At 63.0% G+C, this 20,344-nt stretch carries 22 protein-coding genes; 9 read left to right on the top strand and 13 right to left on the bottom strand.

All coding sequences use genetic code 11. The features are described from left to right. Positions 1-12: 12 nt before the first annotated feature. Both ATY78_RS18355 and ATY78_RS18345 read right to left on the bottom strand, forming a co-directional pair. Positions 13-102: a K(+)-transporting ATPase subunit F gene (locus ATY78_RS18355; RefSeq protein WP_003547774.1), complete on the bottom strand. Its 90-nt coding sequence runs from the start codon at positions 100-102 to the stop codon at positions 13-15. Between the two features lie 306 nt (positions 103-408). Then, entirely contained in the window at positions 409-771 is a 363-nt protein-coding gene (locus tag ATY78_RS18345; RefSeq protein WP_088683794.1) for a copper resistance protein CopC, read from the bottom strand. Positions 772-1,269: 498 nt separating this feature from the next. Between ATY78_RS18345 and ATY78_RS18335 the strand changes: the two genes are divergently transcribed. Further along, positions 1,270-2,313, top strand: a complete 1,044-nt coding sequence (locus tag ATY78_RS18335) for an NAD(P)-dependent alcohol dehydrogenase (RefSeq protein ID WP_088683723.1) — start codon at positions 1,270-1,272, stop codon at positions 2,311-2,313. Between the two features lie 12 nt (positions 2,314-2,325). Here the strand turns inward: ATY78_RS18335 and ATY78_RS18330 are convergent, their stop codons facing one another. The 4 genes from ATY78_RS18330 to ATY78_RS18315 all read right to left on the bottom strand — a co-directional run bounded on the left by ATY78_RS18330 (position 2,326) and on the right by ATY78_RS18315 (position 6,023). Further along, positions 2,326-2,895 carry a DedA family protein gene (locus ATY78_RS18330; RefSeq protein ID WP_088683722.1) on the bottom strand — a complete coding sequence of 190 codons (570 nt, stop codon included), beginning with the start codon at positions 2,893-2,895 and terminating at the stop codon, positions 2,326-2,328. 33 nt (positions 2,896-2,928) lie between these two features. Beyond that, on the bottom strand, positions 2,929-4,296 hold the full coding sequence (locus tag ATY78_RS18325) for an FAD-containing oxidoreductase (protein ID WP_088683721.1): 1,368 nt from the start codon (positions 4,294-4,296) through the stop codon (positions 2,929-2,931). Next, on the bottom strand, positions 4,293-4,754 hold the full coding sequence (locus ATY78_RS18320; RefSeq protein ID WP_088683720.1) for a DUF4126 family protein: 462 nt from the start codon (positions 4,752-4,754) through the stop codon (positions 4,293-4,295). The genes ATY78_RS18325 and ATY78_RS18320 overlap by 4 nt, the downstream gene beginning before the upstream one ends. Before the next feature lie 81 nt (positions 4,755-4,835). Then, entirely contained in the window at positions 4,836-6,023 is a 1,188-nt protein-coding gene (locus ATY78_RS18315) for an acyl-CoA dehydrogenase (protein WP_088683719.1), read from the bottom strand. 172 nt (positions 6,024-6,195) lie between these two features. Here ATY78_RS18315 and ATY78_RS18310 point away from each other — a divergent pair, with 172 nt between their 5' ends. After that, on the top strand, positions 6,196-6,534 hold the full coding sequence (locus tag ATY78_RS18310) for a cupin domain-containing protein (RefSeq protein WP_088683718.1): 339 nt from the start codon (positions 6,196-6,198) through the stop codon (positions 6,532-6,534). Here the strand turns inward: ATY78_RS18310 and ATY78_RS18305 are convergent, their stop codons facing one another. Next, positions 6,535-7,488, bottom strand: coding sequence for a LysR family transcriptional regulator (locus ATY78_RS18305; protein ID WP_088683793.1), 954 nt, complete (start codon positions 7,486-7,488; stop codon positions 6,535-6,537). It lies immediately after the preceding gene. 175 nt (positions 7,489-7,663) lie between these two features. On the opposite strand from ATY78_RS18305, the gene ATY78_RS18300 reads away from it, so the two are divergent. The 7 genes from ATY78_RS18300 to mmsB all read left to right on the top strand — a co-directional run bounded on the left by ATY78_RS18300 (position 7,664) and on the right by mmsB (position 14,862). Next, positions 7,664-8,869: an ABC transporter substrate-binding protein gene (locus ATY78_RS18300; protein ID WP_088683717.1), complete on the top strand. Its 1,206-nt coding sequence runs from the start codon at positions 7,664-7,666 to the stop codon at positions 8,867-8,869. 5 nt (positions 8,870-8,874) lie between these two features. Next, entirely contained in the window at positions 8,875-9,657 is a 783-nt protein-coding gene (locus ATY78_RS18295) for an ABC transporter ATP-binding protein (RefSeq protein ID WP_088683716.1), read from the top strand. After that, entirely contained in the window at positions 9,657-10,358 is a 702-nt protein-coding gene (locus ATY78_RS18290; protein ID WP_088683715.1) for an ABC transporter ATP-binding protein, read from the top strand. Before ATY78_RS18295 ends, ATY78_RS18290 begins: the two co-directional genes overlap by 1 nt. 4 nt (positions 10,359-10,362) lie before the next feature. After that, on the top strand, positions 10,363-11,250 hold the full coding sequence (locus tag ATY78_RS18285) for a branched-chain amino acid ABC transporter permease (protein WP_088683714.1): 888 nt from the start codon (positions 10,363-10,365) through the stop codon (positions 11,248-11,250). Between the two features lies 1 nt (position 11,251). Beyond that, positions 11,252-12,241: a branched-chain amino acid ABC transporter permease gene (locus ATY78_RS18280; protein ID WP_088683713.1), complete on the top strand. Its 990-nt coding sequence runs from the start codon at positions 11,252-11,254 to the stop codon at positions 12,239-12,241. Between the two features lie 134 nt (positions 12,242-12,375). Then, positions 12,376-13,971, top strand: coding sequence for a GMC family oxidoreductase N-terminal domain-containing protein (locus ATY78_RS18275; RefSeq protein WP_088683712.1), 1,596 nt, complete (start codon positions 12,376-12,378; stop codon positions 13,969-13,971). 9 nt (positions 13,972-13,980) lie between these two features. Then, entirely contained in the window at positions 13,981-14,862 is an 882-nt protein-coding gene (mmsB, locus tag ATY78_RS18270) for a 3-hydroxyisobutyrate dehydrogenase (protein WP_088683711.1), read from the top strand. 8 nt (positions 14,863-14,870) lie between these two features. Here mmsB and ATY78_RS18265 read toward each other — a convergent pair whose 3' ends face one another. The 6 genes from ATY78_RS18265 to ATY78_RS18240 all read right to left on the bottom strand — a co-directional run bounded on the left by ATY78_RS18265 (position 14,871) and on the right by ATY78_RS18240 (position 20,335). Further along, positions 14,871-15,650, bottom strand: a complete 780-nt coding sequence (locus ATY78_RS18265; RefSeq protein WP_088683792.1) for an ATP-binding cassette domain-containing protein — start codon at positions 15,648-15,650, stop codon at positions 14,871-14,873. 159 nt (positions 15,651-15,809) lie between these two features. Further along, a complete protein-coding gene (locus ATY78_RS18260) occupies positions 15,810-16,568 on the bottom strand; it encodes a fumarylacetoacetate hydrolase family protein (RefSeq protein ID WP_088683710.1) in 759 nt (252 codons plus the stop codon). Between the two features lie 77 nt (positions 16,569-16,645). After that, positions 16,646-18,025, bottom strand: coding sequence for an FGGY-family carbohydrate kinase (locus tag ATY78_RS18255; protein WP_088683709.1), 1,380 nt, complete (start codon positions 18,023-18,025; stop codon positions 16,646-16,648). Then, positions 18,022-18,342 carry an L-rhamnose mutarotase gene (rhaM, locus tag ATY78_RS18250; protein ID WP_088683708.1) on the bottom strand — a complete coding sequence of 107 codons (321 nt, stop codon included), beginning with the start codon at positions 18,340-18,342 and terminating at the stop codon, positions 18,022-18,024. Before rhaM ends, ATY78_RS18255 begins: the two co-directional genes overlap by 4 nt. Next, a complete protein-coding gene (locus ATY78_RS18245; protein WP_088683707.1) occupies positions 18,339-19,349 on the bottom strand; it encodes an ABC transporter permease in 1,011 nt (336 codons plus the stop codon). Before ATY78_RS18245 ends, rhaM begins: the two co-directional genes overlap by 4 nt. Next, positions 19,346-20,335, bottom strand: a complete 990-nt coding sequence (locus ATY78_RS18240; RefSeq protein ID WP_088683791.1) for an ABC transporter permease — start codon at positions 20,333-20,335, stop codon at positions 19,346-19,348. Before ATY78_RS18240 ends, ATY78_RS18245 begins: the two co-directional genes overlap by 4 nt. Positions 20,336-20,344 lie beyond the last annotated feature (9 nt).

Here is a 20,344-nt window from a genome sequence, read left to right as displayed (position 1 = left end):
GCGCGAGTTTTTTCAGAAGCGCTCCGGGCGAAGGAGAGCGTAGGTGAGATAAACGGTGAGAAACACGGTCACTGCGCCGCTCAAGACATAATCGAGGGTCATCGTCGTTTCTCCACTAAAGCCTGTCGCAGGCTCTGACGTAGGCAAAGCACAGCGCGAAGAATATGGTCGCCGTGCCGAGTAGAATGATATCCATCATGATCGTGACTCCTGTTGTTTTTCTTGGAGTCAGACAAGACAAAGGGCGCCGTCCCGGAGGGGCCGCCTTTCATGCTTTCTGGCGTGGAGATGATCTTTTCGATCTCTCGGACATGAATATGGAGCCGAAGGGCATAAAGGTTCGAGACGGGCGAACGGCCATCAATATAAAAATCTTATAAATGCTTTTATGCGGTCACGGCCGGCGCGCTAGGGATCGACGCGGAACTGATATTGGCCTTCGGCGCTATGGCCGTCCATCGAGAGCACGCGCCAGTCGAGGGTGTAGAGGCCGGGGGCCATGGAGGGATCGAGCGGGACCTTGAAGATGGAGCCTTCGGGGCCGGAGAGAAACGGCTTGCCTGTGGGAAGGGCCAAGCCCTGGGCATCCAGCAGGACGGCCGTCGAGCGGGCAAGATCGACCGGGCCGGTGAAGGTAAGCTCGAGATTGGCGGGCACCAGCTCTTCTTCCTGCTCCAGCGGCGGGAGCGATGCCTGCTCCAGGGCCGCAGACGCCTCACTTGCGGCGAAGAGAAGGGATGCGAACAGGCAGAATGACACGATCGACTTCATGATGGTCTTCCTTATCTCGCCGATCCGCATGGTGCCCGGAGCCGTCATGCTTCCGAAACGCCATGCCGGCGCATGGCTAATAACGCTGCCGGGGATGATTTCGATCCGTCGTTTCTGCGACAACGCGCACCGGCTTCGGCTGCCAGCCTTGCCGAAGTGCGGTGATCGGCTCCACGAGCCAGTGCCAGAGGTCCCGGAATGGCCTTGATATCGTCGATCCGAAAGGCCGGTTTCTGCCGACTTTGTCTTTATCGTGCTTCATTTCTTTGCCTGTCCTCATTGCCCGGGGAACCTGAATGAGAATGTACTCCCCGTCGGCCTCGGCTGGAATCATACAGAGGTCTTGGAACGTGAATCTTTCGGATTATAGGAAATGGGCATTTCATCGAATGCTGAGCAAAAGCCTGATTGCGTGATTGAATTGCCGCCCCCTACGGTCTTATAGTCGCGTCAGCGGCACTCGCTGAATCCGGCGCGCCATAGGGAAGGAAACCGATCATGACCAAAGTCCGTGCGCTGGTGCTGGAGCGCCAGCATGAGCTTGCTCTTCGCGATATCGATCTGCCTCTGGAAACGGGGCCGGGGCAGGTGAAGATCAGGATTCATACCGTGGGCGTCTGCGGTTCGGACGTCCATTATTACACCCACGGCAAGATCGGTCCCTTCGTCGTCAACGCGCCGATGGTACTCGGTCACGAGGCGGCCGGGACGGTGGTCGAGGTCGGGCCTGGGGTGACTCATCTCAAGGTCGGCGACCGCGTCTGCATGGAGCCCGGTATTCCCGATCCGAACTCCAAGGCGAGCCGGCTCGGCATGTACAATATCGATCCTGCCGTCATCTTCTGGGCAACGCCGCCGATCCATGGCGTGCTGACGCCCGAGGTCGTGCATCCGGCAAATTATACCTTCAAGCTGCCCGACAATGTCAGCTTCGCCGAAGGCGCGATGGTCGAGCCTTTCGCGGTCGGCATGCAGGCGGCGAGCAAGGCGAAGATCGCGCCTGGCGATACCGCCATCGTCCTCGGCGCCGGGCCGATCGGCACGATGGTGGCGATTGCTGCGCTCGCCGGCGGCTGCGCCCGCGCGATCGTTGCCGATCTCGCCCAGCCGAAGCTCGATATATCAGCGCAGTATCAGGGCGTCATTCCGGTCAACATCCGTGAGAAGAACCTGATCGAAGAGGTCGGCCGGCTGACCAATGGCTGGGGCGCCGATGTCGTCTTCGAATGCTCCGGCTCGCCGAAGGCCTGGGAGACGATCATGGCGCTGCCGCGCCCTGGCGGCGTCATCGTTGCCGTCGGCCTGCCGGTCAACCCGGTCGGCTTCGATGTTTCGACGGCCACCACCAAGGAGATCCGCATCGAGACGGTGTTCCGCTATGCGCACCAGTATGAGCGCTCGATCGCGCTGCTGGCATCGGGCCGCGTCGACCTGAAGCCGTTGATCTCCGAGACCTTCAAATTCGAGGACTCGATCAAGGCGTTCGACCGCGCCGTCGAGGCGCGGCCGAGCGACGTGAAGCTGCAGATCGTCATGGAGTAGGGCGCCGCGCTCTTATGAGTGGCCGGCACTCGGTTTCATCTTGCGAAAGGCAAGGACCGCGGCCGCGACGACAGCCGCGGCGCCGACCGCGATCAGCAGGTGACGGTGAAGGGGAAGGTGGCCGAGTGTCTGCTGGATGCTGTGTCCGAACAGATAACCGAGCGCCGTGAAAAGCTGCCCCCAGACCAGCGCGGCTACAGCATTCAGGGCGATGAATTTTCCGGTCGGTATCCGGGTCGTGCCGATGACAACAGGGCTGATCGTCCGCAATCCCACCAGAAAACGAAACGCCAGGATGAAACCTGTGGGATATTGCTCCAGAAGCCCGGTTGCGCGAGCAAGCGCCGGCTTTTCCATCAGCCGGCGCACGACGCTCCATTGCGCGGCATAACGGCCGGCGAAGAACCAGAGCTGGTCGCCGGCGAAGGAGCCTGCGGTGGCCGCAAGCGACGCCGACCAATAGGTGAGCAGTTCGCGATGAGCGACCACGCCGCCGAGGAAGGCGGCCGTCTCGCCTTCGAAGGCCGCGCCCAGGAATATAGCCAGCAGGCCGTAGTTCTCGATCAGCGCTTCGATAGACATGCCCGCCCGCCTCCAGCTCTTCCCGAGGTCAAGTCACGGCTGAACCGGCTTCAGGTCGCCAAGCAGCGTCGGAATCAGTTCCGACACGGTGGGATGGATCGGCACCGACCATTGCAGCGTCTGATAGGTCGTTCCCGCATTCATCGCATCGATCAAGCCGTGGATCACTTCGTCGCCTTCGATGCCCAGGATTGCCGCGCCGAGTATCTCCTTGGTCTCGGCGTCGGCGATCACTTTCATGAAGCCCTTGGTCTCGCCGCGTTCGTTGGCCCGGCCGACGCGGCTCATCGGGCGCGTCGAGACCAGGATCTTGCGCCCCGAGGCGCGCGCCTGCTTCTCGGTCATCCCGACGCGGCCGAGCGGCGGATCGATATAGAGCGCATAGGCCAGGATGCGGCTCGACACCTTGCGGTCATCGCCGTCGAGCAGATTGGCGGCGGCAATCTCGAAATCATTGTAGGAAGTATGCGTGAAGGCGCCGTGGCCGTTGCAGTCGCCAAGCGCGAAGATGCCCTCGACATTGGTGGCGAGCCTGTCGTCGACGGTGATGTAACCGCGCTTATCCGTAGCCACACCGGCGGCATCGAGGCCGAGATCGTCGGTGTTCGGCTTGCGGCCGGTGGCGATCAGCACATGGCTCGCATCGATCTTCGTGGAGCCGGCGGTGACGGTCGCCCCGCCGCCATGTCTAGCGAACGCGATATTACCGGCATCGGTGTGGACATCGATACCCTCGGCGCGCAGGATCTCGGCGATCGCGTCCGATATGTCCTCGTCCTCGCGCGATGCGAGCTTCGGGCCGTGTTCGATGACGCTCACTTCGGCGCCGAAGCGGCGATACATCTGCGCGAATTCCAGCCCGATATAGCTGCCGCCGATCACGGCGAGATGCCTTGGCAGCGTGTCGAGCCCGATGATCGAGGTGCTGGTGAGGTAATCGATATCGTCGATACCAGGCAGTTCGGGGATGACGGGCCGCGCGCCGACATTGAGGAAGATGCGCGGTGCGGTCAGCGTCTCCCCGTTGACGCTGACGGTCTTCGGGCCTTCGAAGCGGGCATGACCGTAGATCACGCTCATGCCGTCCATGCCGCCGAGCCAGCCGATCAGGCCGTTGCGGGCATTCATCGTCACGGTTTCGGCGCGAGCTCTCACCACCTTCATGTCGACGGCGACCTCGCCGGGGATTTTGACGCCGTAGGCCGCGCCGCTTCTTGCGACATGGGCGGCGCGGGCGCTGGCGACCAGCGTCTTCGTCGGCATGCAGCCGGCATTGACGCAGGTGCCGCCGAGGAACTTGCGCTCGATCAGCGCCACTTTCATGCCCTTGTCGACCATTCGGGCGGCAAGCGACGGGCCGGCCTGGCCGGCGCCGATGACGATGGCGTCGAAGCTTTTCATGCGACGGCCCCCGCGATCAGCACCGCGCCGACGACGGCGACGGCATCCTCGATGAGGGCGGCCGGCAGATCCCTGCCGAAGGAGGCGGCAAGCCTGCCGCGGACGGCCGCCCCGCCATAGGTGCCGATCACGGCGCCGATCACGCCGGCGACCAACCCGCCGAAGAGCAGGCTGCTGGCCGCGCCGATCGCGGCGCCTGAGAGCGCGCCCGAGACGATACGGGCTGCGAACTGCATCGGCACCTTGCGCGACGGCGTTGACGGCAACTGGTCGGCGATCAGTTCGATCACAGCGAGGACCGTGAAGATCCACGGCGTCCAGCGGTAGCCCATGAAGGCAAGCGGCGTCTGCGACACGTCGAACCAGCCGAGAGCCGCGCCCCAGGCAACGGCGGCCGGCGCAGTCATGGTGCGAAGGCCCGAGACGACACCGATCAGCAATGCAAGAAGCAGAAACATGCGATCCCCCTCTTCGCCGGCTTCGTGCCGCAATCAGGGAAGGTTGCACATTGTCAGGCGCGTGGCAAATTTGCCGATTATTCAGTTCGCGAAGGCGGCGATACCCGTGATCGCGCGGCCGATGATCAGTGCGTGGATGTCGTGCGTGCCCTCATAGGTGTTGACCACTTCGAGGTTGACGAGATGGCGGGCGATGCCGAATTCGTCGGAGATGCCGTTGCCGCCGAGCATGTCGCGGGAAGCGCGCGCGATGTCGAGCGCCTTGCCGCAGCTGTTGCGCTTGAGGATCGAGGTCAGCTCCACCGGCGGATGGCCTTCCTCCTTCATGCGGCCGAGCCGCAGGCAGCCCTGCAGGCCGAGCGAGATTTCCGCCGCCATGTCGGCGAGCTTCTTCTGGATCAACTGGTTGGCGGCGAGCGGCCGGCCGAACTGTTTGCGCTCCAGCGTGTATTGCCGGGCTCTCGCATAACAATCCTCGGCAGCGCCGAGCGCGCCCCAGGCGATGCCGAAGCGGGCCGAGTTGAGGCAGGTGAACGGTCCCTTGAGGCCGGTGACGCCGGGCAGCAGGTTTTCCTCGGGCACGAAGACCCCGTCCATCACCACTTCGCCTGTGATCGAGGCGCGCAGGCCCACCTTGCCGTGGATGGCGGGAGCCGAAAGTCCCTTCCAGCCCTTTTCGAGGATGAAGCCGCGGATGAGGCCGTCCTCGGTCTTGGCCCAGACGACGAAGACATCGGCGATCGGCGCGTTCGATATCCAGGTTTTGGAGCCGGTGAGGCTGTAGCCGCCGTCGACCTTTCTGGCGCGCGTCGCCATGGAGCCGGGGTCGGAGCCGTGATCGGGTTCGGTCAGGCCGAAGCAGCCGATCCATTCGCCGGTTGCAAGCTTCGGCAGGTATTTCTGCTTCTGCGGCTCCGAACCGAAAGTATCGATCGGCACCATGACGAGCGAGGACTGGACGCTCATCATCGAGCGGTAGCCGCTGTCGACCCGCTCGACCTCGCGGGCGATCAGGCCGTAGGCGACGTAGCCGAGGCCGGCGCCGCCGTAATCGGGCGAGATCGTCGGGCCGAGCAGACCGAGTTCGCCCATTTCGCGGAAGATTTCGGGATCGGTCTTTTCATTGCGGAAGGCGTCGAGAACGCGCGGAGCAAGCTTTTCCTGCGCGTAAGAATGGGCGGTGTCCTGCACCATGCGCTCTTCGTCGGTGAGCTGTTCCGCCAGCCGGAAAGGGTCGGTCCAGTCGAAAACCTCGCGCGTATGCTGCATGGCGGCGTCTCCTCACCGTGAATTCAGGCTTGCCTCGTTCAATCTGGCCATAGACCCGCCAGCCGACTGCGTCAACAGAAGTCGACCCACATCAAAAGGTGCCTTTCGGCCCTTTTCAAAGGCCGCGGCATGATCCACTTTGCGCGCAAGATTCTGGAACGAGGAGGCGGAAATGTCGTCAAGCGATCTGTTCGTATCGGCCGAAGGCGCCGAATGGGTCAATCCGGAGCCCGGCGTCACCAGGCGCATCATGACCTATCTGCCCGAGATGATGATGGTGGAAGTGGCCTTCGAAAGCGGCGCGGTGGGTGCTGCTCATTCGCATCCGCATATCCAGGCAAGTTATGTGGCGGAAGGCAGCTTCGAAGTGACGATCGATGGCCGCACCGAATTGCTCAGGCAGGGCGGCAGCTTCATCGTGCCGCCCAATCTCGTCCACGGCGTCCGGGCGCTGGAAAAGGGTCGGCTGATCGATACCTTCACACCGCACCGGGCGGAATTTCTGAAATAATCAGCTTTCGGCCTTCGTGCGTCGTGCCGGGCCGGCGGCGGTGACATAGGGCGGCACGAAGCGCGCATCCTCGCCGCGCACCGCCTCGCGCAGGAAATCCATGACGGCGCGCACGCGCGGCGCCTGTTTCAGATCGCGGTGGCAGGTGATCCAGTACTGGCGCTTGAGGTCGATCTCCTCGGGCAGCACGCGCACCAGTTCGGGATAACGGCTGGCGAAGAAATAGGGCAGGATACAGAGGCCGAGGCCGTTCCTGGTAGCGGTGAGCTGCGCGAAGATGCTGGAACTCTGGAATTGCGGCTTGATGCGCGGATGCACGTCGCCGAGATAGTCCAGGCCCGGCGCGAAGATCATCTCTTCGATATAGCTGACGAAGGGATGGCCGAGCAGGTCGTCGCGGCAGGTGATCTCAGGAGCCTTTGCCAGATAGTCGCGTGAGCCATAGATCTGCAGATGGTAGTCCGTCAGCTTCTCGGCGAAATAGGGACCGCCTTTCGGCTCGTCGAGCACGACGGAGATATCGGCTTCCTTGCGCGACAGCGACATGATCTGCTGGATCGTCACCAGTTCGAGCGAGAGATGCGGATGCCGGGCGGCGAAGCGCGGCAGCACCGGCGCGAAGAAGAAATTGGCAAAACCCTCCGGCGCGCTGAGGCGCACCAGGCCGCGTTGCGCCATCGAGCCGTCGGCGAGATCGGCGCGCAGCCGCTCGGTCTCCTGCTCCATCTTCTCGGCCGTCTCGATGAAGCGCGTGCCCATTGATGTCAGCACGTAGCCGCGCGGATTGCGCTCGAAGAGCTTGACCTTGAGGGTGAATTCCAGCCGGTCGATGCGGCGCGACACGGTGGCATGGCTGGAGCGCAGCTGGCGGGCAGCCGTCGAGAGCTGTCCTGTGCGGGCGACGGCTAGAAAAAATTGAAGATCGTCCCAAGTAAACTGCGGTGGGTTGGTCATCGCGATCCCCATCTGTTCAAAAACGAACAGATACTGTTTGGAATTAGTTGTAAACCACCCGTTGCTTCAAGGTGGAATTTCCTTGATCGTAAGCTGAGGGTCGGCCGCTCTGAGGAGCGCGGCTGGCCAAATCTGAACAGAACCGTAATCTGGCTAATCTCTGGGAGGAGAGAATATGCGAAAGAGTTTCATTGCGTCCGTAGCATTTCTGCTTGCAAGCAGCACTGCGGTGCTCGCGCAGAGCGCGACCGACGGCAAGGTCAAGATCGGCATTCTGAACGACCAGTCGGGCGTCTACGCCGACTTCGGCGGCAAGTCTTCCGTCGAAGCCGCCAAGATGGCGGTCGAGGATTTCGGCGGCAAGGTGCTGGGTGTACCGGTCGAGATCGTCGATGCCGACCACCAGAACAAGCCTGACATCGCCTCCAACATCGCCCGCCAATGGTACGACACCGAGCAGGTGGACGCGATCATGGAACTGACGACCTCCTCCGTGGCGCTCGCCGTGCAGGCGATCGGCAAGGAAAAGAAGAAGATCGACATCGTCACCGGTGCTGCGACGACGGATCTGACCGGCAAGGCCTGCTCGCCTTACGGTTTCCACTGGGCCTACGACACGCATGCCTTGGCCGTCGGCACCGGCGGCGCGCTCGTCAAGCAGGGCGGCGACAGCTGGTTCTTCCTGACTGCCGACTATGCCTTCGGCTATTCGCTGGAACAGCAGACCACCGATTACGTCAAGGCGAGCGGCGGCACTGTCGTCGGCTCGGTTCGCCACCCGCTGTCGACGCAGGACTTCTCGTCCTTCCTGCTGCAGGCGCAATCCTCCGGCGCCAAGGTGATCGGCCTTGCCAATGCCGGTCTCGACACCTCGAATGCCATCAAGCAGGCGGCCGAATTCGGCATCACCCAGGGCGGCCAGCATCTGGCGGCGCTGCTCTTCACGCTTGCCGAAGTGCACGGTCTCGGCCTCGAAGCGGCGCAGGGGCTGACGCTGACGGAAGGCTTCTACTGGAACCGCGACGACGAAAGCCGCGCCTTCGCCAAGAAGTTCTTCGACCGCACCGGCAAGATGCCGAACATGATCCACGCCGGCACCTATTCGGCGGTGACGCAATATCTGAAGGCGGTGCAGAAGGCCGGCACCGATGATACGGAAGCCGTCGCCAAGCTGCTGCATGACATGCCCGTCGACGACGTCTTCGGGCGCGGCGGCACGGTCGGCGCCAATGGCCGCATGATCCACGACATGTACCTGCTGCAGGTCAAGAAGCCTTCAGAAAGCAAGGAACCGTGGGATTACTTCAACGTTCTCGCCACCATTCCCGGCAAGGAAGCCTATATCGATCCCGCCAAGAGCGGCTGCGATCTGGTGAAGTAAGCACGATGGCGGTTTCCGCAATTGAAACTCAGGCAAAGCCGCGGGTGGTCCTATCCGCCCGCGGCCTGCGCCGCGATTTCGGCGGCTTCACGGCCGTCAAGAACGTCGATCTCGACGTGCATGACGCCAGCGTGCATGCACTGATCGGCCCGAACGGCGCCGGCAAGACGACGGTCTTCAACCTCTTGACGAAGTTCCTGCAGCCGACGGCGGGAACGATCACCCTGATGGGCACCGATATCACCGGCACCGCGCCCGATAAGGTGGCGCGCATGGGGCTGGTGCGCTCTTTCCAGATTTCGGCGGTCTTTCCGCACCTCTCCGTGCTCGACAATGTGCGCGTGGCGCTGCAGCGGCCGAACAACCTCTCCACCCAGTTCTGGCGGCCTCTCTCGGCGCTCGACCGGCTGAACGAGCGCGCCGAGCAACTGCTTGCCAGCGTCGGGCTTTCCAAGGAACGCGACCATATCGCCGCCGATCTTTCCTATGGCCGTAAGCGCGTGCTGGAGATCGCCACGACGCTGGCGCTCGATCCGAAGGTGCTGCTGCTCGACGAACCGATGGCCGGCATGGGGCATGAGGATGTCGGCGTCGTCTCATCGATCATTCGCGACGTCGCCCGCGATCGGGCCGTGCTGATGGTCGAGCACAATCTCTCCGTCGTCGCCAATATCTGCCAGCACGTCACCGTGCTTCAGCGCGGCGAGATCCTCGCGGAAGGCGACTATGCCACCGTCAGCCAGGACGAGCGCGTCCGCGTGGCCTACATGGGCACGGAGGAGCATTGATGGCCGCTCTCCTCGAAGTTCAGGGCCTCAATGCCTGGTACGGCGAAAGCCACATATTGCACGGGGTCGACATGCATGTCGGCGAAGGCGAGACGATCACCATTCTCGGCCGCAACGGCGTCGGCAAGACGACGACGCTGCGCACCATCACCGGCATCGTGCGCGCCCGCAAGGGCAGGATCAGCTTTGCCGGCAGCGACATGATGCAGGTGCCGCTGCACAAGACGGCGCATCGGGGCATCGGCTTCGTGCCGGAGGAGCGCGGCATCTTTTCGACGCTCACGGTTTCGGAAAACCTGCTGCTGCCGCCAGTCGTGGCGGAGGGCGGCATGACGCTCGACGAGATCTATGAGCTCTTTCCCAATCTCTACGAGCGCCGCAGCAGCCCGGGCACCAAACTATCAGGCGGCGAGCAGCAGATGCTGGCGATCGCCCGGATTCTGCGCACCGGTGTCCGGCTGCTCATCCTCGACGAACCGACCGAAGGGCTTGCCCCCGTCATCGTCCAGCGCATCGGCGAGGTGCTGAAGAAACTCAAGGAGCGCGGCATGACGATCCTGCTCGTCGAGCAGAACTTCCGTTTCGCCAGCCGTATTGCCGATCGCTTCTATCTGATGGATCATGGGCAGATGGTGTCGGAATTCCCGGTCGGCGAACTGCCGCAGCGCATGGATACGCTGCACAAGGTTCTGGGAGTGTGACCAGATGACGATGATCTTCGGTGTTAGCTTGCAGGGCCTGTTAAGCCAATTGCTGGTCGGTCTGATCAACGGCTCGTTCTACGCGCTGCTCAGCCTCGGCCTCGCCATCATTTTCGGCCTGCTCAGGGTGATCAACTTCGCTCACGGCGCCCAATATATGCTCGGCGCCTTCGCCGCCTATCTGCTGCTCACCTATGCCGGTATCGGCTATTGGCCGTCGCTGATCCTGGCGCCCGTCATCGTCGGCCTTGCCGGCGCCGTCATCGAGCGGCTGCTCCTGCGCCGGCTCTACGATCTCGATCCGCTCTACGGCCTGCTCTTTACCTTCGGGCTGGCGCTCGCGGTCGAAGGCACCTTCCGCTATCTTTACGGCTCGTCCGGCCAACCCTATGCGACGCCGGCGGCGCTTGCCGGCGGGGCCAATCTCGGCTTCATGTTCCTGCCGATCTATCGCGGCTGGGTGGTCGTCGTCTCGCTCGTCGTCTGCCTCGGCACATGGCTGCTGATCGAGAAGACCAAGCTCGGGGCCTATCTCAGGGCCGCCACCGAAAACGCCGTGCTGGTGCAGGTCTTCGGCGTCAACGTGCCGGTGCTGCTGACGCTGACCTATGCGCTCGGCGCCGGGCTTGCCGCCTTTGCCGGCGTGCTGGCGGCGCCGATCTACCAGGTCTCGCCGCTGATGGGCTCGAACATGATCATCGTCGTCTTCGCCGTGGTCGTGGTCGGCGGCATGGGATCGATCATGGGCGCGATCATCACCGGTTATGTGCTCGGCATTGCCGAGGGCCTGACCAAGGTCTTCTATCCCGAGGCTTCCAACATCGTGATCTTCGTCATCATGGCGATCGTGCTTCTCATCAGGCCCGCGGGCCTCTTCGGCCGGGATGCTTGACATGGCTGACATCACCGAAACCATCCGAACGGAAAAAAGCCGGACCGCCCTTTCGGTCCAGGCGGGCTTCCTCCTTGCCGGGCTGCTGCTCCTGCTGCTGGCGCCGTTCTTCTTCTATCCGATCTTCCTGATGAAGCTGCTCTGCTTCGCGCTGTTCGCCTGCGCCTTCAACCTGCTGCTCGGCTATACCGGCCTGCTTTCCTTCGGCCATGCCACCTTCTTCGGCGGGGCGGCCTATTTCACCGCCTACACGGTGAAGGCATGGGGGCTGCCACCGGAACTCGGCATCCTGATCGGCGTGGCGGGCGCAGCGTTCCTCGGCCTGGTCATGGGCTTCTTCGCCATTCGCCGGCAGGGCATCTATTTCGCGATGATCACGCTGGCGCTGTCGCAGATGTTCTTCTTCTTCTGCCTGCAGGCGGAGTTCACCGAAGGCGAGGACGGCATTCAATCGGTGCCGCGCGGCCACCTCTTCGGCTTCATCGATCTGAACAACTCGACCAACATGTATTATTTCGTGCTGGCCGTCTTCCTGATCGGCATCCTGATCATCTGGCGCTTCATCAACTCGCCCTTCGGCATGATCCTGAAGTCGATCCGCGAGAACGAGCAACGGGCGATCTCGCTCGGCTATTCCGTGGCGCGCTACAAGCTCGGCGCCTTCGTCATGTCGGCGGCGCTTGCCGGGCTGGCGGGCGCGGTGAAATCGCTTGTCTTCCAGTTCGCGACGCTTACCGACGTCGCCTGGCAGATGTCGGGCGAGGTGATCCTGATGACGCTGCTCGGCGGCATCGGCACGCTGATCGGCCCGCTTTTCGGCGCGGGGCTGGTGGTGGCGCTGGAAAACTACCTCGCCACCTCGGAATTCCCGGTGACGATCATCACCGGCATCGTCTTCATGGTCTGCGTGCTGATCTTCCGCCGCGGCATCATCGGCGAATTCTACGCTTCGCGGCTGGGGCGGAAACTGGGCTTCGTCTATCGCCGCTGAACGGGCGGACCTCTCTCTTTCCGGGAAGGAACCCTCTTCCCCCGGAAAAGAGATGGGCGGTGGCGCTGCGTCTGTCCCTCTCCCCGACCCACGGGGAGAGGGAAGCAGAAAGCATCTGGAGTTTCGTGAGGGGCATGGAGCGCTACGACTACATCATCATCGGGGCAGGCAGCGCCGGCTGCGTGCTTGCCAACCGCTTATCCGCAGACGGCAGGAGCCGGGTGCTGCTATTGGAAGCTGGCGGCAGCGACAACTACCACTGGATCCACATTCCTGTGGGCTATCTCTATTGCATCAACAATCCGCGCACCGACTGGTGCTTCACCACGGCGCCGGAAGCGGGGCTGAACGGCCGGGCGCTCACCTATCCCCGCGGCAAGGTGCTCGGCGGCTGTTCGTCGATCAACGGCATGATCTACATGCGCGGCCAGGCCCGCGATTACGACCTCTGGCGGCAGATGGGCTGCACCGGCTGGGGCTGGGACGATATTCTGCCCTTCTTCACGAAATCCGAGGATTTTTATCGCGGCGCCGATGACATGCATGGCGCCGGCGGCGAATGGCGCATCGAGAAGGCGCGGGTGCGCTGGGCCGTGCTCGATGCCTTCCAGCAGGCGGCGAGGGAAGCAGGCATTCCGGAGACGGCGGATTTCAACCGCGGCAGCAACGAGGGCTCCGGCTATTTCGACGTCAACCAGCGCTCCGGCATTCGCTGGAACACCTCCAAGGCCTTTCTGCGCCCGGCAATGAAGCGCGCGAACCTGACCGTTTTGACCAAAGCCCAGGTCCGCCGGCTGCTGGTGGAGGAGGGGGCCATTGCCGGCGTCGAGTTCCAGCATGATGGCGTCGCCAAACGCGCCTATGCGGCTCGGGAAACCATTCTTTCCGCCGGCTCGATCGGCTCGCCGCATATTCTGGAACTGTCCGGCATCGGCAGGGGCGAGGTGCTGCGGCAGGCGGGCGTCGATGTCGTCACCGAGGTGAAAGGCGTCGGCGAGAACCTGCAGGATCATCTGCAACTGCGCCTCGCCTACAAAGTGACCGGCGTTCCGACCTTGAACGAGAAGGCGACCAAGCTGATCGGCAAGGCGGCGATCGGGCTCGAATATCTCGTGCGCCGCTCCGGCCCGATGGCGATGGCGCCGAGCCAGCTCGGTATCTTCACCCGTTCGGGTCCGGACCGGGAGACGCCTGATCTGCAATATCACGTGCAACCGGTCTCACTGGAGAAGTTCGGCGATCCCGTCCATCCCTTCCCGGCGATCACGGCGAGCGTCTGCAATCTGAGGCCGGAAAGCCGGGGTTCGGTGCATCTGTCGAGCCCGGATTTCGCCGCCCAGCCGACGATCAGCCCGAAATACCTCTCGACGCAGCGCGATCGTGACATAGCTGTCCGTTCCATACGGTTGACGCGCAAGATCGTCGCGCAGCCTTCCTTCGCCCGTTTCCGGCCGGAGGAATTCAAGCCCGGCCCCAGCTATCAGACGGAGGCCGATCTGGAGCGGGCGGCGGGCGATATCGGCACGACGATCTTCCATCCCGTCGGCACCTGCCGCATGGGCGCAGACCGGGACAGCGTCGTCGATCCCCGGCTGAAACTGCGCGCGCTCGGCAAGCTCAGGATCGCCGACGCCTCGGTGATGCCGTCGATCACCTCGGGCAACACCAATTCGCCGACGATCATGATCGCTGAGAAGGCGGCCGCGATGATCCTCGAAGACAATCGATAGGAGAAGACCATGGCAAGGATCGCATTCATCGGATTGGGCAATATGGGTGGGCCGATGGCGGCCAATCTCGTCAAGTCGGGTCACGAAGTCCTTGGCTTCGATCTCGCCGCTCCCGTGCTGAAGGCGGCCGAGGCGAGCGGCGTCAAGCCGGCGAGCCATGCCAGCCAGGCGGTGAAGGACGCCGAAATCGTCATCACTATGCTGCCGCAGGGCAAACACGTGCTGACGGCCTGGACGGACATCCTGCAGACCGCGGCGCAGGATACGCTGGTCATCGATTGCTCCACAATCGATGTCGAAAGCAGCCGCAAGGCGCATGAGATGGCCAAGGCCGCAGGCTGCCCGTCGCTCGACGCGCCCGTCTCCGGCGGCACTGGCGGGGCGACCGCGGGCACGTTGACCTTCATGGCGGGCGGCTCGGACGAGGCCTTCGCCCGGGCGAAGCCCATTCTCGAAGCGATGGGCAAGAAGATCGTCCATTGCGGCGAGGCGGGCGCCGGCCAGGCGGCCAAGATCTGCAACAACATGATCCTTGGCATTTCGATGATCGGCGTCTGCGAAGGCTTCGTGCTCGCCGAGAAACTCGGCCTTTCGCATCAGGCGTTGTTCGACGTCGCCTCCACCTCGTCGGGCCAGTGCTGGGCGATCAATACCTATTGCCCGGTGCCCGGGCCGGTGCCGACCTCGCCTGCCAACAACGGTTACAAGCCGGGTTTTGCCGCGGCGCTGATGCTGAAGGATCTGAGACTCTCGCAGGAGGCGGCGCTGGCGAGCGGTGCGTCCACGCCGATGGGTGCGGAAGCGGCCCAGCTTTTCGCGCTGTTCGAAAAGCAGGGCAATGGCGGAAGGGATTTTTCCGCCATCATCGAGATGTTCCGTGAGAAGGTTTAGGCGGTGGCCTACAGGAGATAGCTGACCGGCTCGTTTCGAACCGGATGCGGGAAGACGCCCATGCCGACGCCGAAAATCGACCGCAGCTTGTCGGCCTGCATGATCTCGGCGGGCGTGCCTTCGGCGGTGATCCGGCCGCGGTTGAGCGCGATGATCGCGTCGCAGTAACGCGCGGCGAGGTTGATATCGTGCAGCACGATAATGACGGTCAGCCCGCGTTCGTGGCTGAGTTCCTGCACCAGGGACAGGACGCTTGCCTGATGGGCGAGGTCGAGTGCCGATGTCGGTTCGTCGAGCAAGAGGCAGCGGGCATCCTGGGCGAGCATCATGGCGATCCAGGCGCGCTGACGCTCGCCGCCGGACATGTTGGCGACGAGACGATCGGCAAAATTCTCAAGCTCGGTACGGGCGATTGCCTCTTCTACCTTGCTGCGGTCCGCCGCTGTGAAGCGGCCGAGCGTGCCATGCCAGGGGAAGCGGCCGAGCGCGATCAGTTCCCGAACGGTCATGCCGTCGGTCGCCGGGGTGAACTGCGGCATGTAGGCGACGTGCCGGGCAAATTCCCGGGCACCCCAGTCCGCCGCCGATCTGCCGTCGAAAGCGATGGCACCGGATTTCGGTGCGATCTGGCGGGCGACGATCTTCAAAAGCGTGCTCTTGCCGGAGCCGTTCGGCCCCACCAGGCCGTAGATGCGGCCATGCTCGAGCGTCAGATCGATGCCGGACAGCACGGGTTTCGGCCCTATGGCATAGTCGATTTCCGACAGGGCAAGGAAAGGCGAAGGCATGGTCTGCTCCAGGTTCGGCGCTGCAGGTTCAAAAGGCAAGCCTCCCTCCCGCACCCGGTTCCTGCAAAACTAAACCTGGATTGTCAACTTAACATTTTCTGCCGAGCTTGAAGGCGGCCGTGCGGGCATGGCGGCGGCCGCAGGCAGAACAGGCGTCAATCATGCCTTCGACACCGAAAAATTCAGTCTGACATCGCCGAGCAGGATATCGATCTCGCCGGGTTCGGTCAGTTCGATCGCGCCGCTCAACGTGCCCGTCGTGACGAGCGCGCCCGTCTTCAGCGATGCTTCGGGGCGCAGCCCGTCATTGGCGTAATCGACGAGCCAGGTGAGAACGTCGCCCTTCGGATGCTGCGCGGGACCGTCATAGATGGTGCGGCCGGCATGGATGACCTTGAGCGACGTACCGGGGGCGGTATCGACGAGGCTCCTGTCGATCTGTGGGCCGAGGACATAGCCGCTGTTGCCGAGGCGGTCGGCGACAAACAGCAGAAAGGACACGCCGCCGCTTTCCCTAATGGCGCTGACCAGCAGCTCGGCGCCGAGATAGACGGAGGAGATCGCCTCGACCACTTCGGCGCGGCTGTACGGCTTACCCGCGCGGATCGGCAGATCCTTGCCGAGGCGCACGGCAATCTCGGTTTCGAATTTCAGCCCCGGATACCATGGAATATCAGCGCCGGAGACGGCTTCGGCATAGGGATGCAGCGGGCCGGTGACCGCTTGGCCCTCCGGCGAGACGGTCACCTTCCAGGCGTTGTTGGAAATGTCGTCCGCGGCGGCGAGGAAATTCTGCGCCTCCATCGCCTGATGCAGATCGGCCGGCAGCGCGAACGTGCTCGTTGCCTCCTGCCTGCCGGATTGGCGCAGGCGGTGAAGCGTGGATGCGAGGCTGCGCGGATCGAATATCTCTGTCATGCTATCTCCTCGAATGATGTTCGAGGTGCACACTAACCGCAGGGGCGGGGCGAACAAGGCCGTTCTTGGAAAGACTCCTATTCCATCGCCGCGTACCAGCGGTCGCGATAGGCGGCCAATCCCGGGATATCGGCCGGTGCAAAGTGCCTCTCGGCACCGGAGACCGGCCGGATGCCGGTGAGCAACGCCGCACCCTGGCTGGTGCCGGTCGAGCCGGGAAGGGCCAGAACCTCGCGGCCGGTAAGTGCTGCAAGTACCTTGAGATAGGTCTCGTTCAAAGCAAAAGGTCCTTCGACGATGATAGGGCCTTTGGCGCCGATCAGCGCGAGGCAGGCGTCGGTCATCAGCGCCAGGTAGAGGCAGGCGGCGGCATGATGCGCCTCGCGGTTTGCTTCCTCGGCGCCGATCCAACGACCTACCTTTCCCGGGAAGGGTCCGGAGCCGGGCGCAATGTTGGGCAGCAGCATCATGCCCTTGCGGATCACAGCACCGATCGCTGCCCAGGCGGCTTCGTCGTTCACGGGGCCGATCTCAGCGGAAAGGATCTCGAATTCCCGCCCGCCCATGAAACGCGAGGAGGGGACGGTGCGGCCATAGGCATCGACATTGGCGAGCGCATCGCGTTTCGCATCGAGGTGATCGAGATCGCCGCCGACGCCGAAATTGATGGCCCATGTGCCTGTGGAGACGACGGCGAAGGGCGCCTGGCGATGGACGAGATGCGGCAACAGCGAGGCGTTGGAATCGTGAATGCCACAATAGACAGGCACAGGTGCGGCAAGGCCGAGTTCGGCGACAATATCAGGCCGAACAGGACCGAGCGCATCGAAGGCGGATCGGATCGGCGCCATCAGGTCGCGGATGCCGAGCTTGTCGACCAATGAGGAATAGCTTGATGTTTTCGGGTTCCAGAGGTCGGTGTGGCAGCCGAGCGACGTCAGTTCGTTGGCGATGACGCCGGTCAGCCGCGCCGCCCAATATTGTGCATAGGTTACGATCTCAGTGACCTGAGCGAATTCCTTGGGAAAGGCTGTTTTCTGGTAATGCAGCTGAGCGCCGACATTGAGGCCCATTGCAAGGCGCGGCGAGAAGGTTTCGTCGAAGGAGGGACGCAGCGCGGTGTAGGCGTCGCGGATCTCCTGTGGATATTCATGTTCGTAGTCGATGACGGGCATGGCGAGCAATCCGTCCGCGCCGATGAGCGCGGCGGCGGCGCCATGGGTGGTGATCGAAATGGCGTCGAAGCCGGGTTCCCGTGCAAGGCGCTTCAGCGCATCGAGCGCGAAGGACCAGAGCGCCTCGATATCGTAATGCGGGTAGGGGCCGGTCTTGATCGTGATGTTCGGCCGTTTCAGGACGGCGATCTCGGCGCCCGTCCCACTGTCGAGCACGACGACCTTGGCATTGGTCTTGCCGATGTCGAGGACGGCGATGCGGCGATAGGAATTGGCGGTCATGGCATATGGAAGAGGGTGACGAGGTCGCTTTGAACGGGCGAATTATCCGGATTGGTCGCCATGATATCGGCCATATGAGCCCACCATTTCTTCATGACCGGATGCTCCGGCAGGCTCGCCATCGTGTGATCGACAGGCCGCGTCAGCACGCCGAATAGCGTGTTGGTCTGACGGTCGAGATGGATGGAATAGTCGCTGGCGCCCGACTGGTGCAGGAGATCGACCAGTTCCGGCCAGATCTCGTCATGCCGCTTGCAGTATTCGGCTTCCATGCCGGGATTGAGCTGCATCTTGAAGGCGTGTTTTTCCAAGGTCATCGGGAGCTCATGAGCTTGATGCGGCGGGCGATGATCGGGATCGCTATGGTGATGATCAGAAGCAGGCCGATGAAGATCGACATGACGATGCCGGGCACGTTCAACAGGCCGAGGCCGAAGGTGACGAGGCCCATGACGAAGGCGGCGATGACGACGCCGCCGATCCTGCCGGAGCCGCCGAGGATCGAGATGCCGCCGAGCACGACCATGGTGACGACTTCGAGTTCCCACCCCTGAGCGATCGACGGTCGGGTCGAGCCGAGGCGCGAAGTCAGGCAGACGGCGGCAACACCGCTCATGACGCCGGTCAGCAGGAAGAGAATGAATTTGACGCGCTCGACCGGGATGCCGGAGAAGCGTGCGGCGAAATCATTGTTGCCGATCGCATAGACCTGCCGGCCGAAATTCGTCGCATGCAGCAGGATGGCGAAGAGAATCGCCAGCACGATGAACAGCACGAATTCGAAGGAAAAGACCCAGAACACGTAGCCCTGGCCGAAATAGGCGAAATCGGCAGGGTACTTACCGTAGGCCTGATCGCCGAGCACGATATAGGAAATGCCGCGGAACAGGCTCATCGTGCCGATGGTGACGACGATCGACGGCAGTTTCAGCCCCGAGACGAGCACACCGTTGAAGATGCCGCAGGCAAGGCCGGTGCCGATGCCGATCAGCACGAGGCCCGGCGTGCCGATGCCAAGCTGCGCTGCCGCTCCCATCGCCGTCGAGGCGAGTGCGATGATCGCGGCGACCGAGAGGTCGATTTCGCCCGAGATGACGAGCAGCGCCATGGCGAAGGCGATCATCGCCTTTTCGGTGAAGTTGAAGGTCGCGTCCGAGAGGTTCCAGGCATCGAGGAAGTAAGGCGAGGCCACGGAATTGAAGATGAAGATCAGGACGGCCACACCGAAGAGCAGCACTTCCCAGCTCGAAATGATGCGCCTGAACGGTGTGCCGAGACGATCGGGAATGACCCGTTTTTCGGGTGTTGAGGAAACTGCGCTCATGCTGCGACCTCCGCTGCCGCGCGGTCACGCAGGATGATGCGGCCTCGATTGCGCTCGCGCCGTGCGTTGAAGACGACGGCGAGGATGATGACGGTGCCGGAGATTGCCATCTGCGTGAAGGGTGAAATGCCGATGACCGGCAGCGCGTTCTTGATGACCCCGAGGAACAGCGCGCCGAGCACCGTACCGGCGACCGAGCCGACGCCGCCGGCAATGGAAATGCCGCCGATGACGCAGGCCGCGACGCTGTCGAGTTCGAAGCCGTTGGCGATATCGACATAGGCGACGGCATAACGCGAGACCCAGAGATAGCTGGAAAGGCCGGCCAAAGCGCCCGAGAGCACGAAGGCGAGGAATTTCGTCTTGCCGGTATCGATGCCGGCATAGACGGCAGCCGTCGGGTTGCCGCCGGTCGCATAGGCCGAGCGGCCGAACTGGCTGTAGCGCAGCAGCATGTACATCAGCGCGACGATGATGATCGCGACCCAGCTCAGCACCGGCAGGCCGAGGATCGGCGTTCGGGGAACGGCGAGGAAGGTCGGCGTCATCTGGTGCGCGTTCACCCAGGCGCCGCCGGAGAGCACGAAGGCCATGCCGCGATAGATGGTGAGCGTGCCGAGGGTCACGACGATCGGTGGGATTTCGAGGCGCCAGACGAGGAAGCCGTTGATGGTGCCGAGGGCTGCGCCGATCACGACTGCGGCAAGGATCAGCACGATCAGCGGCAGGCCGGGAAAGGCGGCATTCATCATCGCGATCGCCATGCCGGTAAAGGCGAGATTGGCGGCAACCGAGAGATCGATCGATTTCGTCAGGATGACAGTCATCTGGGCGAGCGCCAGGATGATGAGGATTGCGGTGTCGTTGAAGATGCCGGCGAGATTATCCGGTGTGGCGAAATCGGCGGCCCGCGTCGAGAAGACGACGATCATCACCACGATGATGGCGAAGAGCAGCGTTTCGCGTTTTCTGATCAGTCTCATCATGCTCGTCAC

It is taken from the genome of Rhizobium sp. R635 (assembly GCF_002211285.1).
GTDB lineage: Bacteria > Pseudomonadota > Alphaproteobacteria > Rhizobiales > Rhizobiaceae > Rhizobium.
The sequence above is the reverse complement of the archived record's forward strand: the minus strand, read 5'-3'. Positions and strand labels throughout refer to the sequence as shown.

What these genes read in the sequence shown, in the direction of transcription:
- ATY78_RS18355 (WP_003547774.1), bottom strand. Translation starts at nt 102, where the DNA reads ATGACCCTCGATTATGTCTTGAGCGGCGCAGTGACCGTGTTTCTCACC.
- ATY78_RS18345 (WP_088683794.1), bottom strand. Translation starts at nt 771, where the DNA reads ATGAAGTCGATCGTGTCATTCTGCCTGTTCGCATCCCTTCTCTTCGCC.
- ATY78_RS18335 (WP_088683723.1), top strand. Translation starts at nt 1,270, where the DNA reads ATGACCAAAGTCCGTGCGCTGGTGCTGGAGCGCCAGCATGAGCTTGCT.
- ATY78_RS18330 (WP_088683722.1), bottom strand. Translation starts at nt 2,895, where the DNA reads ATGTCTATCGAAGCGCTGATCGAGAACTACGGCCTGCTGGCTATATTC.
- ATY78_RS18325 (WP_088683721.1), bottom strand. Translation starts at nt 4,296, where the DNA reads ATGAAAAGCTTCGACGCCATCGTCATCGGCGCCGGCCAGGCCGGCCCG.
- ATY78_RS18320 (WP_088683720.1), bottom strand. Translation starts at nt 4,754, where the DNA reads ATGTTTCTGCTTCTTGCATTGCTGATCGGTGTCGTCTCGGGCCTTCGC.
- ATY78_RS18315 (WP_088683719.1), bottom strand. Translation starts at nt 6,023, where the DNA reads ATGCAGCATACGCGCGAGGTTTTCGACTGGACCGACCCTTTCCGGCTG.
- ATY78_RS18310 (WP_088683718.1), top strand. Translation starts at nt 6,196, where the DNA reads ATGTCGTCAAGCGATCTGTTCGTATCGGCCGAAGGCGCCGAATGGGTC.
- ATY78_RS18305 (WP_088683793.1), bottom strand. Translation starts at nt 7,488, where the DNA reads ATGACCAACCCACCGCAGTTTACTTGGGACGATCTTCAATTTTTTCTA.
- ATY78_RS18300 (WP_088683717.1), top strand. Translation starts at nt 7,664, where the DNA reads ATGCGAAAGAGTTTCATTGCGTCCGTAGCATTTCTGCTTGCAAGCAGC.
- ATY78_RS18295 (WP_088683716.1), top strand. Translation starts at nt 8,875, where the DNA reads ATGGCGGTTTCCGCAATTGAAACTCAGGCAAAGCCGCGGGTGGTCCTA.
- ATY78_RS18290 (WP_088683715.1), top strand. Translation starts at nt 9,657, where the DNA reads ATGGCCGCTCTCCTCGAAGTTCAGGGCCTCAATGCCTGGTACGGCGAA.
- ATY78_RS18285 (WP_088683714.1), top strand. Translation starts at nt 10,363, where the DNA reads ATGACGATGATCTTCGGTGTTAGCTTGCAGGGCCTGTTAAGCCAATTG.
- ATY78_RS18280 (WP_088683713.1), top strand. Translation starts at nt 11,252, where the DNA reads ATGGCTGACATCACCGAAACCATCCGAACGGAAAAAAGCCGGACCGCC.
- ATY78_RS18275 (WP_088683712.1), top strand. Translation starts at nt 12,376, where the DNA reads ATGGAGCGCTACGACTACATCATCATCGGGGCAGGCAGCGCCGGCTGC.
- mmsB (WP_088683711.1), top strand. Translation starts at nt 13,981, where the DNA reads ATGGCAAGGATCGCATTCATCGGATTGGGCAATATGGGTGGGCCGATG.
- ATY78_RS18265 (WP_088683792.1), bottom strand. Translation starts at nt 15,650, where the DNA reads ATGCCTTCGCCTTTCCTTGCCCTGTCGGAAATCGACTATGCCATAGGG.
- ATY78_RS18260 (WP_088683710.1), bottom strand. Translation starts at nt 16,568, where the DNA reads ATGACAGAGATATTCGATCCGCGCAGCCTCGCATCCACGCTTCACCGC.
- ATY78_RS18255 (WP_088683709.1), bottom strand. Translation starts at nt 18,025, where the DNA reads ATGACCGCCAATTCCTATCGCCGCATCGCCGTCCTCGACATCGGCAAG.
- rhaM (WP_088683708.1), bottom strand. Translation starts at nt 18,342, where the DNA reads ATGACCTTGGAAAAACACGCCTTCAAGATGCAGCTCAATCCCGGCATG.
- ATY78_RS18245 (WP_088683707.1), bottom strand. Translation starts at nt 19,349, where the DNA reads ATGAGCGCAGTTTCCTCAACACCCGAAAAACGGGTCATTCCCGATCGT.
- ATY78_RS18240 (WP_088683791.1), bottom strand. Translation starts at nt 20,335, where the DNA reads ATGATGAGACTGATCAGAAAACGCGAAACGCTGCTCTTCGCCATCATC.